Consider the following 15,299-nt stretch of genomic DNA (forward strand, 5'->3'; position numbering starts at 1 on the left):
ATTTTTATATTTAAACTTAAAATCACAAAAACGTGGATTAATTTATATTTAACATAAAAAAATAATTCATTTTTCACCAGATAACGACTTAATTATCCATAAAAAAAACGACAAAAAATGCCGCTTTTTTTATGAATATTTCACTTTTCTTAGTTCAAATAGAACTCATATTTATTAAGAAGCTGAATTTCCTTAATCAGATCTCCATTCAGATCTACTGAATGTTTCATGGACTGCACTTCAATCTGGGAATCATCTTCAATATTTTTTATAAAGAATTTAAGTTTCTGGTTTCCTTTATTCCGGTCAAGAACCTTTCTGAAAAAGTCAAGATCTTCAGGGCGGACATCCATGACATCCATGACCAGGGAAATGCTTTTCGCAAATCTTTCAAAAGCTTCCTGAAGTTCAATAACATCATTTACGTTCACAAAAACCCGTCCATCCTTTACCTGCGCAAATTTTATTTTAAAAATTACAAATCTCTGGACTTCCAATTTCTCCTTCAGGCGCATATAATCCCTGTCTCCCAACCTGAAAGAATAGGATCCCGAATAGTCTTCCAAAGTAACAAAAGCAACCTTTTCACCACTTCTGAATCCATCCTGTACTCTATACTCAGTGATCAGCCCGGCTACCGTATATTCTTTTCCGCCACCACCGTTCTCTCTTTCTTTCTGAAGTGTTTTCCAGTCTTTCTTTTTTTCCTCAAAAAGCTCTTCCTGCTTATTGGAAAAAGCCTGTTCTTTATAAGCATCTACCTCATCAAGATTCAAAAACAGGAAATTACCCTTCGGCTCAGCTTTCTTTACCACTTCTTCTATCACTTCCTCTTCCCCTATGGACAGCTCATCAGAAACAATTTCAATAAGATCCACCGTTTCATCCTGAGAATCTTTCTCTAAAATCGGAACCTCATCTGTTACCACTTTTTCTTCGTCTTTTTCAAGCACATTCTTTTTTGATAGCCTGCCCTGCATAAACTGGAACTGGTATTTAAATTCATCGAGCGGGTGAGCGGAGAGATAGAAACCGATGATTTCCTTCTCTTTATTTAATTTATGCATATTAGGCCATTCCGGACATGGCAGCAGTTTAGGCTGTTCAATCTGTACTTCATCTGCAAAATCAGCAAAAAGTGAATGTTCCATTTCATTTTTACTTTCCTGGAAGCTCTGCCCATATCTGATCAATCTTTCCAGATTCGTTTTTCCGGCCATGTCAATATCAAAATACTGACCTCTGTGATAAGAACCGAGTTCATCAAAAGCACCAGCAAGCACTAAACTTTCCGCCACTCTTTTATTCATTTGGGAAGGAGGAATTCTTTCAAAGAAATCATAAATATTTTTGAATCTTCCGTTGGTCCTTTCTCTCGTAATGGCCTCACTTGGTCCTTCTCCGATTCCTTTAATTGCTCCCAGACCAAAACGGATCTGTCCTTTTTCGTTTACTGAGAATTTATACTGGGATTCATTTACATCAGGTCCTAAAACATCAACTCCAATGCTTTTACAGTCCTCCATAAACATGGTGATAGAATCTGTATTGTTAATGTTATTACTCATCACACTCGCCATATATTCAGCCGGATAATTGGCTTTCAGATAAGCGGTATGGTAGGCAATTAATGCATAGCAGGTAGAGTGAGATTTGTTGAATGCGTATTCTGCAAAAGCTTTCCAGTCATTCCAGATTTTATTTAAACGGTCTTCATCGAGGTTGTTTTTCTTTCCACCTTCAATGAATTTCGGATACATTTTATTCAGAACATCAATCTGCTTTTTACCCATCGCCTTTCTCAGCGTATCAGCTTCACCTTTTGTAAAGTTGGCCAGCTTCTGGGACAAAAGCATTACCTGCTCCTGGTAAACGGTAATTCCGTAGGTTTCTTTTAAATACTCTTCGGTTTCCGGCAGATCGTAAACGATCTCTTCAATTCCGTGCTTTCTGTTGATAAAGTTCGGGATATATTTGATCGGACCCGGTCGATAAAGTGCATTCATGGCAATAAGATCGGCAAAAACTGTAGGCTTAAGCTCTCTCATGTATTTTTGCATTCCCGGACTTTCATACTGAAAAATCCCGATGGTTCTTCCTTCTTTAAATAACTGGTAGGTCTTGGTATCATCCAACGGAATTTCGTCCGGATCCAGATCTACATTATGCCTTTGCTTAACCAATTTCATGGCATCTTTAATAATCGTCAGGGTACGAAGCCCCAGGAAGTCCATTTTCAGAAGTCCCGCACTTTCCGCCACCGAGTTGTCGAACTGGGAAACCAGGATATCAGCATCTTTTGCTGCAATTGTTATCGGAACAAGGTTACTTACATCTTCAGGAGTAATAATCACCCCACAGGCATGAATCCCTGTATTTCTGATACATCCTTCCATTTTCCTGGCACTTGCCAGTACATCGAAACGGGGATCATCAGGATTATCGAGAACCATTCTCATTTCATCCACCAGCATCTGTTCTTCAGGCTTCAACTTATCATATTTAGCTAAAGCTTTGGCAATATTCATTCCGGGGCTGGCAGGTATCAGTTTTGCAATATTATTGGTATCGGGAATCGGGAGATCCAATACCCTTCCGGCATCTTTAATGGCAGATTTCCCTCCCAAAACCGAATAGGTAATAATCTGTGCTACCTGGCTCTGTCCGTATTTTTCAATCACCCACTTAATAACCCGGTCACGTCCTTCATCATCAAAGTCAATATCAATATCGGGCATCGAAACCCTTTCCGGATTCAGGAATCTCTCAAAAAGGAGATCATACTTGATAGGATCAACGTTAGTAATCCCAATGCAATAAGCTACTGCAGAACCAGCCGCAGAACCTCTCCCTGGACCTACCCACACCCCCATATTCCGGGCCTCATTACAGAAATCCTGCACAATAAGGAAATAACCGGGATAACCGGTATTGGCAATTACGTCAAGTTCAAAATCAAGCCGTTCTTTTATTTCATCAGTAATTCCGGTTTCTACATATCTTTTTCTAGCGCCTTCGTAAGTCAAATGGGTCAGATAAGCCATCTCCCCTCTTTTTCCTCCATCCACAGCATCTTCTGCATGAATAAATTCTTCAGGAATATCAAATTTAGGAAGAAGAACGTCTCTTTTTAAGGTATATGGGCTGAATTTTGCTAAAAATTCGTCATAAGCCTCAAAAGCATCCGGATAAGCCAGGAATGCTTCTTTCATCTCGTCACTGTTTTTAATATAGTATTCCCCGGTGGTAAGTCCTCTTCGTTTTCCGAAGCCTTTCCCTACCGGTGTGGTTAATTTTTCACCATCTTTAATACAGCTTACAATATCCTGGATATTTGCATCTTCTTTATGAGTGTAAAAAGTTTCGTTCTGAGCGAGGATTTTAGTATTATATTTATCTGCCAGATACAGTAAAACTTCATTTAAATGCTCTTCTTCAGGCAGTTTATGATTCTGAAGCTGTACATAAAAGTCATCCCCGAATGTATCTTTCCACCATTTAAATAGCTCTTCCCCTTTCTGCTCTCCGGTATTAAGAATAGCATCAGGAATATCTCCTAAAATCCCTGAGGTCAAGGCGATCAATCCTTCTTTATATTCAGCGATCAGCTCTCTGCTAATCCTTGGAACTCCAAAATAAAACCCTTTTAAAAATCCTATACTTGAAAGTTTAGCCAGGTTTTTATAGCCGTTAAAATCCTTTGCCAAAAGAACAACCTGGGTTCTTCTGTCGGGGTCATCTTTTGTAAACTGCTTTTGCTCATACCGGTCTGAAATATAGAATTCACAGCCTACCACGGGAATAAGCGGTGCTGAAACAGGTTCCTGCTCTGTAAATTCTGTTCCGTTGTCCTCAGCTTCCTGTTTTTTGGCGAGAAATTCTTTATGCTTTTTTGCACGGTCCGAATTGGCAGATTCTACTGCCGAAACGAATTTAAAGGCTCCCATCATATTTCCGATATCTACCATTCCTACGGCGGGAAAGTTATCGTCAGAAGCTTTTTTGATCAAGTCATTGATGCTTGAAGTAGCCATTAATGTAGAGAAAACACTGTGGCTGTTAAAATTGAAATATTTTCCGAGGTCAATCTCATCAATGCTTCCGAAATCAGACTGTTTTTTCTTATTGTTAAAATCAGCAACCTGTCTTCTGATAACAATATTAAACGGCTGTATCGGGTCCGGATAAAGTGTTTTAAAGTAGCTGAGCTGATCTTCGGAGATCTTCAGTACTTCTGCAGGAATCACTCCGATTCTCATCATTTCAAAGAATACCCGGGCAGTTGCATTTACGTCGGCAGCAGCGTTGTGTGCTTCATCAAATTTGTGACCGTAAAGTTTTTCGTACAATTCTTCCAGTTTCGGAGATTTATACCTTCCTCCTCTTCCACCACCAAGTTTACAATAGTCTGTTCCCAAAACCATTGTATCGGCTTTAGGTTTATTCTGAAGATTATCTTTTAAATTTTTTCTGTAAAATTCTGCTCCTACAATATTGTAATCGAATTCTACATTGTGTCCGGACACTATTCTTACCCGGTCCAGCACTTTAGAAAATTCTTCCAGAATTTCCTGCAGGTCGCGTCCTTCTTCATTGGCGATCTTAGTCGTAATTCCATGAATTCTTGCGGCATTAAAGGGAATATCATACCCTTCAGGTTTTATTATATAATCCTGATTTTCAATTAATTTACCATTATCGTCATGTACCTGCCATGCAATCTGAACCATTCTTGGCCAGTTGTCGGAATCTGAAAGTGGTGCATTGAAATTTTTAGGTAATCCGGTTGTTTCAGTGTCAAAAATTAAATACATATAAGTTTCTAACTTTTTTAAAAAAGAGAATGTAAAGTTACTTCATTTTTTTTAATAATGGATGGCAAGATTTCCGTTTCGCTGGCATCAAAAGTTCTCTTTTTATCTCCCGTTTTCAAATTCACAAAACGAAAACATATCAAAATAAACAACTATATCTAAAAATCAATATAAATATATTAAATCATGTCAATTATATCAAATAAAACATACTTAAAACGAATAAAATTAAAGATTTTAGTATATATTTGCTACCTATAAATTTTTAATATTTTACTGAACCATTATGAAGAAACATTTACTTTTGGTCAGCACTTTGGCAATTACATTAATAAGTGCGCAAAACAATGAAGGATTAAAAAGAGAGTTTGAAAAGCAAAACAAAGAGAATTCTGCAAGGTTTGACTCTTATGTTTCAAAGCGTTACGGAGGAGACAGGTCTTCGGAGACTTTAAAAGAAATTGAAGAACAGAGAAGTAATCTAGCTGGATTTACTCCAAACGGTAAGCCTTATTTTTATCAGAAAGAAGATAGCAGACAGGTTTCCAATGCTAACGCTGATCATCTTAATACAGCAGGTGGTGTAGTAGGATTAACTAATGCTTATAATGGTGAAGGTATTAAATACACTATTTTCGACGGAGGTAGAGTATATGCTGCTCATACAGCTTTCGACAATCTTGCAGGAAGAATTACCAATAAAGAAGCTACAACACAAATTTACAGTGCGCACGCAACGGGTGTAGCGAGTTTTATTGGTGGTAAGAGTATAAACGTAAGTGGAGGCGGTCTTAGTGGAAACACAAGAGGAGTTGCTATCAATTCTACAATGGATTCTTACAGGTTTGCAACGACTACATTACCTGGTAATACCACAACAAGCACGGTATTTCAAAAAATTTTAACAGCACAGCCTAGCATTTCTAACCATTCATATGGAACCAATCAAGGTTGGGATGTAAAAACTGTAAATGGTGTAAATGCATGGGTTTGGCCAGGCGTTTTTGAAAGTCCTTCTACTTCTATGGATCTGCAGGGAACTTATTTCAGTCAAGATCAAAACTATGATCAGATTGTATATAATAACCCTTCTTATATTATTGTAAAATCTTCTGGTAATTATTTTGGTTACGGACCTGATTATCCAGGAACATCTGCCTTTCCTAAATATTATACCGATGATAATGGTGTGCCAGTTCAGTTTGCTGCAACAGATACACTACCTACAACAAACTGTAGTAATGGGGCTGATTGTATCGGTCCAGGATCTTTAGCTAAAAACATTATCGTTGTTGGAGCTACGGATGTCATTGCAACCAATAACTTCAAATATACAACAGCTTCTGATGTTGTTCATTCTGACTACAGCAGTGCAGGACCAAGAGATGATGGAGGAATCAAACCGGATATTTCAACTACAGGTACTGATGTCTTCTCTGCCGCTACAGCAGAAGATACGGTTGGCAGTACAACATTTAGCTACGGAAGTGGTACGTCTTATTCCGCACCGGTCGTAACGGGTGTTATAGGTTTATGGACACAAGTAAATAAAGATCTTTTTTCAAACCAGGTATTGAATGCGGCAAGTGCAAAAACCTTAATGATTCATTCAGCTTCTGAAGCAGGCAATGTAGGTCCAGATCCATGGTTTGGATGGGGATATATCAATGCTAAAAAAGGCGCTGAATTATTAGTAGGAAAAGCTAACAATACGGTTATTTTTAATAATGAAACATTAACCAGCGGTACTCCAAAAACAAAGAATATTGTAGCATCGGGCACTGAGCCGTTGAAAGTTACAATTTCTTGGATTGATCCTGAATACGTTATTCCTGCAAACCTAACATGGGCTGCTGCATATAACAACAGATCATCAAGATTGGTAAATGATTTAGATCTAAGAATTGTTGATACCGTAACAGGTACAATTTATCAACCGTGGAAACTAAACGCTTTAGCTCCAATGACTCCGGCTACAAAAGGAGATAATACAGTAGATAATGTAGAACAAGTGGTGATAGATACTCCGGTTGCCGGCAGAACTTACCGAATTGAGATCACTAATAAAGGAACCTTAAAAAACAATGCTGGTGCTAATGCTCCACAAAACTATTCTATAATAGCTACAGGCCAGACACAAGCTGTTTTAGGAACCGGCGAAGCCAACGCACTAAGCGGTCTCGCAATAGCTCCAACCATTACAAAAGATATTGTAAATATATTGAAAGCTCCAAAAAAATCTACTTTCGTAATTTATGATCTTTCCGGAAAAAAATTACAGAACGGAGTGATCAACAGCGAGAAAGAATCTGTAGATCTATCTACATACACTAAGGGTATTTACATCATTGAAGTGAGAACAGATAAAGATGTGATCTCTAAAAAAGTAATCAAGGAATAATCATACCATAAATAGATCATTGCAAAACACTAACATTCGTTAGTGTTTTGTTTTTGTATTATTTTACTTCCTATGGAAAATACCTATACAAAAAGTACCTCAAAATATTTTGCTAAAAGCATACAATCATATGATGCTGGCCAAAGCAATAGCAGATATCTATAAAGAAAAACAGAAACATCTGTAATATGTTTATAGTACATCAAGATATTATGAGCTATCCAGCTGGCAATAGCTTATCAGCAAAAAAGCTATGGTATCTTTTATTACAAAGACCATAGTATTCGGTTTTGAACCGTATGAACTAATGTTCCAACTATTGCAAAAGCCGAAGATTCTTTTTCAAGAGAAAATCGTATTACTATCATCCATCAGACAGAAATAAAATGAGCCTAAGATTATTCATCAGGGCTCGACTAAAGGAATTTTCACAGCTTTTTTTCATAAAAAAGTGTGTTTTTTTAGATAAATTCTGTAAAATAAAAACTATCAACATAAATAAAAATATTAAATCATTCATAAATCTCATTAAAAATATTAATAATATTAATAAAACCAAACTTTTGCAACTCATAATTTAAAATAAATCCTATTAATGTATATATTTAGCAAACAAACATTAAATATATAGCATTATGAAAAAAATCTTTATTTCGATCAGCACTCTGGCAATTATTGTTCTGAGTGCTCAAAACAACAATGAAATTCTTAAAAGAGAATTACAACGCCAAAGAATTGAAAATAGCGAAAAATTTGAGCTGTATGTCTCAAAAAAATTTAATTCTAATAAAAGTCCTGAGGCTTTAAAAGAAATTGAAGAACAGCGAAAAACCCTGGCAGGATTTGATCCGGACGGAAAACCTTATTTCCTCCAGTCCCACGATTTGGATCAGATAAAAAATTCCAATGCAGACTTTTTACAGAACGGTACGATCAGCGGGCTAACAGGTTCGTTTAACGGTGAGAATATTAAATATACAATCTTTGACGGTGGAAGAGCATTTGAAGGACATGAACTTTTTAATAACGCAACAGGCAGAGTAAGCAATAAAGAGGCCAGCACCATGAACTATAGTGCTCATGCCACTGCTGTTACAGGATTTATTGGTGCCAAGGATTTTCCTTACACTTTTACATTCACCAATGGAACCACCCGTGTAACGAACTTCCGAGGAATAGCACAAAACTCAACTTTTGACAATTATTCCTTCGAAACAACAACATTACCGGGAAGTTCTACCGCCAGTACAGTATATGAAAAAATAGTTTCAGCACAGCCTAAAATATCCAATCATTCATATGGAACCAACCCTGGATGGAGCAATTTTATGGGTATTCTTTATTTATGGGGAGGTACATTTGAAAGTCCGGGAACCAGTGCTGATCTACAGGGAACCTATTATACCAATGACCAGAATTATGACAATATAGTATACACCAATCCCACTTATGTTATCGTAAAATCTGCAGGAAATTCATATGGAATGGGGCCTGACGGCAATACCTCTAATTATTATATAGACAACGCAGGAAATTTGGCACCATTTGCAGCTACAGATACCGTACCGCAAAAGAACTGTGCGTTAGGATATGACTGCATCGGCCCCGGTTCTCTGGCAAAAAATATTATCGTTGTTGGCGCCTCAGACATCCTGACTGCGGGTGATAAAAGATACTCCTCCTCTTCTGACGTTATAAAGTCAAGCTACAGCAGTGCCGGTCCTAGAGATGACGGAGCTATAAAGCCAGATATTATCACTACCGGAACCAATGTAATACATGCCTCTACAGCTCAAAACACAACAGGAAGCAGCATATACGGCTCGGGCAGCGGGACCTCCTATTCAGGACCTATTGTTACAGGAATTATAGGGGTCTGGATGCAGATTTACAAACAGCTTTATCCTGCTCTTGAACTTAATGCAGCATCTGCCAAAACGCTAATGATTCATTCTGCATCTGAAGCAGGAACTGTTGGCCCTGACCCATGGAATGGCTGGGGATATATTAATGCAAAAAAAGGAGCAGAATTATTGGTTGGAAAATCAAATAATACTATTATTTTCAATGATGAGACACTCAATAATGGGTCAATGAATCAAAAAACAGTCACAGCCTCAGGAAACGAGCCTCTTAAAGTAACCATTTCCTGGGTTGATCCTGAATATGTTGTCCCTGCAGACTTAACATGGGCAGACGCTTACAATAACAGAAATTCCAGATTGGTAAACGATTTAGATTTAAGAATTATTGATACTGTAACAGGTACAATATATCAGCCATGGAAACTAAATGCATTAAGCCCAATGGATCCAGCAACAAAAGGCGACAACACAGTTGACAACGTAGAGCAGGTTGTCATTGACGCTCCGGTTACCGGAAGAAACTACAGAGTTGAAATCACCAACAAAGGAAACTTAGTGAATAATACAGGTTCAGCCGCTTCTCAAAATTATTCCATTATTGCTTCCGGATATTCTGCGCAGGTTCTGGCAACCGGTGAAACCAGTAAAGCAGAAGGTATTATCATCGCTCCAACTATTACTAAAGACGTCGTAAAAGTATTGAAAGCACCTAAAAAATCAACTTTCATTATCTATGATCTTTCCGGTAAAAAATTACAGAATGGTACTATTAATTCTGATGAAATATCAGTAGATTTATCATCTTACACTAAAGGAATTTATATCATTGAAGTAAAAACTGATAAAGAAGTAATTTCTAAAAAAGTAATCAAAGAATAGTCAATACGGTAAATAGATTATTGCAAAACACTAACACTTGTTAGTGTTTTGTTTTTTTATGTATATTTGCTTCCTATGGAAAATACACTTCACGAAAAAGTTTCTCAGGATATTTTGCTAAAGGCTTACAATCATATGATGCTGGCTAAAGCAATGGCAGATATCTATGAAGAAAACAGAAATATCTGTAAATACGTTCATAGTACATCAAGAGGTCATGAAGCCATCCAGCTGGCAACAGCGTATCAGTTAAAAAAAGAAGACTGGATATCTCCCTATTACAGAGACGAAAGTATTCTTTTAGGTATCGGTTTTGAGCCGTATGAACTCATGCTCCAGCTATTAGCAAAAGCCGAAGATCCTTTTTCAGGAGGAAGATCATATTATTCCCATCCATCAAGCAGAGACGAAAACAAACCTAAGATCATACACCAGAGTTCGGCTACAGGAATGCAGACCATTCCTACCACTGGTGTTGCGCAAGGGATAAAATATATCCAGGAATTCAACTTGCAGAATTTCGAAAATAATCCGGTTGTAGTATGCAGCCTTGGAGATAATTCCGTAACAGAAGGTGAAGTGAGTGAAGCTCTACAGTTTGCTGCTCTTCACCAGCTTCCAATCATATTCCTTGTACAGGATAATGAATGGGGAATTTCTGTCACCAAAGAAGAAGCAAGAACATGTGATGCCTACGATTTCGTAGCTGGTTTCACAGGTCTTAGCAGAATGCGTGTAGACGGAACAGATTTTGTGGAAAGCTTCGAAGCCATGAAGAAGGCCGTAGATTTTGTAAGAAACGAAAGAAAGCCTTTGGTTGTCTGCGCTAAAACAGTTCTTATCGGTCACCACACATCCGGTGTACGAAGAGAATTCTACAGAGACGAAGAAGATTTAACCAAACACAGAGCTAAAGATCCGGGTGAGATCCTCAGAAAACAACTTCTTGAATCTGGGACTGATGAAGATCTTTTAAAACAAATCACTAAAAAAGCCCGTCTGGAAGCTGAAGAGGCTTTTGAAAGGGCTAAAAATGCAGAAGATCCAAAACCGGAAACGGTTATGCAGCACGTTTTTGTTCCTACTCCAATTACTGAAGAAACTGGAACACGTGAGCCTGCAGGTGGTGAAAAAATCGTCATGGTAGATGCTGCCATCCACGCCGTTCAGGAACTGATGTGGAAACATCCTGAAGCTCTTCTTTACGGACAGGATGTAGGAGAAAGAATCGGGGGCGTTTTCAGAGAGACCGTTACTTTAGGAAAAAAATTCGGAAGCAAAAGAGTCTTCAATACAGCGATCCAGGAAGCATATATCATCGGATCTACTGCGGGAATGAGTGCGGTAGGATTAAAGCCTATCGTAGAAGTTCAGTTTGCCGATTATATTTACCCGGGCATCAACCAGCTGATCACTGAAATTTCAAAATCAAGTTATTTAAGTCAGGGAAAATTCCCTGTAAGCAATATCATCCGTGTACCAATCGGGGCATACGGCGGCGGTGGTCCTTACCACAGCGGAAGTGTTGAAAGTATCTTAGCCAACATTAAAGGAATTAAAATCGCTTATCCTAGTAACGCAGCCGATTTCAAAGGCTTATTAAAAGCGGCTTATTATGACCCGAACCCAGTGATTATGCTGGAACATAAAGGTTTATACTGGAGCAAAGTTCCTGGAACCGAAGATGCTAAAACCATTGAGCCTGCAGAAGACTATATCCTTCCTTTCGGAAAAGGTAAAGTGATTATTGAAGCCGACCAGAATGAAACCAAAAAAGGCAGAACTTTAGTGGTTGTAACGTATGGAATGGGAGTTTACTGGGCGAAAGAAGCTGTGAAGAACTTTGAAGGAAGAGTGGAAGTTATCGATCTGAGAACCATAATTCCTCTTGATGAAGAACTTGTTTTCGAAAGAGTAAAAGCACACGGAAAATGTATTGTTCTTACGGAAGAACAGCTTAACAATTCATTTGCAGAAGCATTTGCACACCGTATCTCAAAAAACTGTTTCAAATATCTGGATGCTCCGGTAGAAACGATGGGATCTCTTGATCTACCTGCAGTTCCGATTAATCTGGTTCTGGAAAAAGAAATGCTTCCGAATGCTGAAAAACTCAGTAAAAAGATCGAAGAAATGCTGCAATATTAAACGGCAATATTAAATATATAAAACCTCTAATTTTCTTTAGAGGTTTTTTTATTACATTTAATCAACGATAAAAAATACCGTTTTTGGTATTTCTTTTGTTTATAAGCACATTTAATTTCATGCAGCATTATGATCACCACAAAATATTTCAATTACAGACAAGTTTTAAACCTCGCCGGCGGCCATCTCATCTGGCTTACGGCATGGTGTACTTTGGTAGCAGCCCTTTTTTATTTTTTTAAATGGAAGTGGATGATCATTCCGTGGGTACCTGTTGCCCTGATCGGTACCGCAGAAGCTTTTTATGTAGGTTTTAAGAATAACCAGGCCTACGACAGACTGTGGGAAGCCCGTAAAATATGGGGCGGAATTGTCAACTCCAGCCGCTCTTTTGTCTCCATGCTGTATGCATTTAATACCACGGGGGAAGGCAACAGTGAAACAGAAACCATCAAAAAGAAAATTGCTTACCGCCATATTGCATGGCTGTATACTTTCCGTGAACAATTACTGGTTCCTACAGAATGGGAACATATGTCCCAGAAAAGACATTTTGGAGATATTAATGTGAGAAGGCACAGACTGATCAAAGCAGGCTTTCCCGATTATGGAAGAACACCGATTTTCCTTCATAAATACCTTTCGGAACAGGAATTGGATTTGCAGCCTGAATATAAAAATTTCGCAACTTATCTGATTTCAAAACAAGCCAAAGAAGTCAATGAACTGAAAAATTTCGGTGATATTTCAGATTTCAACCAAATGCAGCTTCAGGATGCCCTTAACCTTTTTTATGACTACCAGGGACAGGCAGAAAGAATTAAAAAATTCCCATCACCCAGGCAGTTTGCCAGTACAGCTTTTATTTTTAATGTGATCTTCATTATGCTTCTTCCTTTGGGGCTTGTTAATGAATTTGCAAAATTAGGAAACTGGGGAATACTGGTGAGCGTCCCTTTCTGTGTTATTATTGGCTGGATCTACATTGTTATGGAACTGGTTGGCGACTACTCCGAAAACCCTTTTGAGGGAATGATGTTTGACATTCCGATGCTTTCCATATGCCGTACCATTGAGATCGACGTCCTTCAAATGATCGGAGAGCATGATGATCTTCCAGAACCAATTGCTTCAAAGAACGGAGTCCTCGTATAAATTACAGAACAATTGCCGTTGTATTTTTCACTTCAGAGATCATAAATGAGCTGTGAGTGCTTGCTATATGCTGAAGTGTAGTGAGTTTAGTGAGCATAAAATTACGGTAATCCGCCATGTCTTTTACCCCTATTTTAAGGATATAATCATAATCGCCGCTTACATGAAAACATTCTGTGACTTCCTGTAGATTCATGACTTCTCTTTCAAACTGCAGCACAAATTCTTTTTTGTGCTGGGTTAATTTTATATGGCATAGCACAATAAAATCCCGGCTTACTTTATGCCGGTCCAGTAAGGCTACATATTTTGAGATTACCCCCAGGTTTTCAAGTTTTTTTATACGTTCATAAATAGCCGTTACAGACAAATTGAGCTTGTAAGACAGCTCTTTGGTGGTCTGTTTGCAGTCTTCCTGGAGTAAAAGGAGCAGTTTTTTATCGGTTTCATCAAAATTCATAGATAATTTTTTGGATAAAGTTTAATAAATTCAAATATAATAAACATATTTTCTATTCAAAACATAAATTATAGATTTATATTCTACATATTTAAATATCCCTTGTAATAATTCTGAAAACAGAGCATATTTAAGCCGACAAATAAAATCTAAGGCTTATGGAAAATTTTAATGCGGCTAATGAGATCCAGGATCTGCAGTATTTTGGTGAATTCGGTGGAGTAAATCCATCTATTTCTGACAGCTCTACCTATACATTCCTTTCGGCAAAAACCATGTTTGATACCTTTGAAGGAAATGCTGAAGGATGTTATTTATATTCCAGGCATTCATCCCCGATGAATCTGTATCTTGCCCAGGCATTGGCAAAAATGGAAAATACCGAAGCAGCCAACGTTACGGCATCCGGAATGGGAGCGATTACATCTGTTTTAATGCAGGTATGTAAAAGCGGGGATCATATTATTTCCAGCAGAACAATTTACGGCGGAACTTATGCTTTCCTTAAAAATTTCCTGCCCCCGTTTCATATTGATACCACTTTTGTAGACATCAGCAATTTTGAATCTATAGAAAATGCTATAACTCCCAATACAAAAGTTATTTACTGCGAAAGTGTGAGCAATCCGCTTCTTGAAGTAGCAGACCTTAGAAAACTTTCAGAGATCTGTAAAAAACACAATCTGAAACTGATCGTAGACAATACCTTCTCCCCTCTTTCTGTTTCACCTACATTATTAGGTGCTGATATCGTAATACATAGTTTAACAAAGTTCATCAACGGAAGCAGCGATACGGTAGGTGGTGTATACTGCGGAACACAGGAATTTATCAATGATACTAAAAATGTAAATAACGGAGCGTGTATGTTATTGGGACCTACCATGGACAGCTTCCGCTCTGCAAGCATCCTGAAAAACCTGAGAACGCTGCACATCAGAATGAAGCAGCACAGCTATAACGCGATGTACCTTGCGGAAAGGTTTGAAAAAGACGGATTGAAAGTATCTTATCCGGGGCTGAAATCCCACAAGGATCATGAACTGATGAAAGGCATGATGCACGAAGAATACGGATTCGGAGGACTGCTCACAATAGATGCGGGCACCACAGACAAAGCGAATGAACTGATGGAGATGATGCAGCAGGAAAACTTAGGCTACCTGGCGGTAAGCTTAGGATTTTACAAAACTTTATTTTCATGCTCGGGAAGCTCAACTTCATCGGAAATTCCTGAAGAAGAGCGTGAAGCAATGGGCATATCGGACGGGCTGATCAGATTCTCTATCGGATTAGATCATGACATCGCCAGAACTTATGAAAAAATGCGGGAATGCATGCTAAAAACAGGCGTTCTCAACCATGAAGCCCTATTTATATCCTAATTTATTGTTATAAAAGCTGCCGGAACTTCTGACAGCTTTTATTTTTTTAACACTATAACTTCCGAGGCCACTATGACAGTTGCAGTACAGAAAATGTTTTTTATTTAAGTAACCGGACACGCATTTATCCTGCAGCTTAATCGAATCAATCAAAGATTGATTCTTATCTTTGCATTTCTTAGATTTAGCACG

Annotated in this window: 7 protein-coding genes; 5 read left to right on the top strand and 2 right to left on the bottom strand. The window is 38.1% G+C overall.

Translation table 11 applies throughout. The features are described from left to right. Nucleotides 1–149: 149 nt before the first annotated feature. Nucleotides 150–4,814, bottom strand: coding sequence for a DNA polymerase III subunit alpha (gene dnaE, locus J4Q03_RS15415; protein WP_426049021.1), 4,665 nt, complete (start codon nucleotides 4,812–4,814; stop codon nucleotides 150–152). Between the two features lie 286 nt (nucleotides 4,815–5,100). On the opposite strand from dnaE, the gene J4Q03_RS15420 reads away from it, so the two are divergent. The 4 genes from J4Q03_RS15420 (at nucleotide 5,101) to J4Q03_RS15435 (ending at nucleotide 13,262) form a co-directional block, all read left to right on the top strand. Next, on the top strand, nucleotides 5,101–7,215 hold the full coding sequence (locus J4Q03_RS15420) for a S8 family peptidase (RefSeq protein ID WP_426049022.1): 2,115 nt from the start codon (nucleotides 5,101–5,103) through the stop codon (nucleotides 7,213–7,215). 635 nt (nucleotides 7,216–7,850) lie between these two features. Then, entirely contained in the window at nucleotides 7,851–9,959 is a 2,109-nt protein-coding gene (locus tag J4Q03_RS15425; RefSeq protein WP_426049023.1) for a S8 family peptidase, read from the top strand. A gap of 75 nt (nucleotides 9,960–10,034) precedes the next feature. Beyond that, on the top strand, nucleotides 10,035–12,107 hold the full coding sequence (locus J4Q03_RS15430; RefSeq protein WP_426049024.1) for an alpha-ketoacid dehydrogenase subunit alpha/beta: 2,073 nt from the start codon (nucleotides 10,035–10,037) through the stop codon (nucleotides 12,105–12,107). A 129-nt stretch (nucleotides 12,108–12,236) separates the two neighbouring features. Next, nucleotides 12,237–13,262 carry a bestrophin family protein gene (locus tag J4Q03_RS15435; protein WP_426049025.1) on the top strand — a complete coding sequence of 342 codons (1,026 nt, stop codon included), beginning with the start codon at nucleotides 12,237–12,239 and terminating at the stop codon, nucleotides 13,260–13,262. A gap of 1 nt (nucleotide 13,263) precedes the next feature. Here J4Q03_RS15435 and J4Q03_RS15440 read toward each other — a convergent pair whose 3' ends face one another. After that, nucleotides 13,264–13,722: an Lrp/AsnC family transcriptional regulator gene (locus J4Q03_RS15440; RefSeq protein WP_426049026.1), complete on the bottom strand. Its 459-nt coding sequence runs from the start codon at nucleotides 13,720–13,722 to the stop codon at nucleotides 13,264–13,266. A 158-nt stretch (nucleotides 13,723–13,880) separates the two neighbouring features. On the opposite strand from J4Q03_RS15440, the gene J4Q03_RS15445 reads away from it, so the two are divergent. Continuing rightward, on the top strand, nucleotides 13,881–15,107 hold the full coding sequence (locus J4Q03_RS15445) for an aminotransferase class I/II-fold pyridoxal phosphate-dependent enzyme (protein WP_426049027.1): 1,227 nt from the start codon (nucleotides 13,881–13,883) through the stop codon (nucleotides 15,105–15,107). Nucleotides 15,108–15,299 lie beyond the last annotated feature (192 nt).

Source organism: Chryseobacterium sp. NFX27 (assembly GCF_049887855.1).
GTDB lineage: Bacteria > Bacteroidota > Bacteroidia > Flavobacteriales > Weeksellaceae > Chryseobacterium.

What these genes read in the sequence shown, in the direction of transcription:
- J4Q03_RS15435 (WP_426049025.1), top strand. Translation starts at nt 12,237, where the DNA reads ATGATCACCACAAAATATTTCAATTACAGACAAGTTTTAAACCTCGCC.
- J4Q03_RS15430 (WP_426049024.1), top strand. Translation starts at nt 10,035, where the DNA reads ATGGAAAATACACTTCACGAAAAAGTTTCTCAGGATATTTTGCTAAAG.
- J4Q03_RS15420 (WP_426049022.1), top strand. Translation starts at nt 5,101, where the DNA reads ATGAAGAAACATTTACTTTTGGTCAGCACTTTGGCAATTACATTAATA.
- J4Q03_RS15445 (WP_426049027.1), top strand. Translation starts at nt 13,881, where the DNA reads ATGGAAAATTTTAATGCGGCTAATGAGATCCAGGATCTGCAGTATTTT.
- J4Q03_RS15425 (WP_426049023.1), top strand. Translation starts at nt 7,851, where the DNA reads ATGAAAAAAATCTTTATTTCGATCAGCACTCTGGCAATTATTGTTCTG.
- J4Q03_RS15440 (WP_426049026.1), bottom strand. Translation starts at nt 13,722, where the DNA reads ATGAATTTTGATGAAACCGATAAAAAACTGCTCCTTTTACTCCAGGAA.
- dnaE (WP_426049021.1), bottom strand. Translation starts at nt 4,814, where the DNA reads ATGTATTTAATTTTTGACACTGAAACAACCGGATTACCTAAAAATTTC.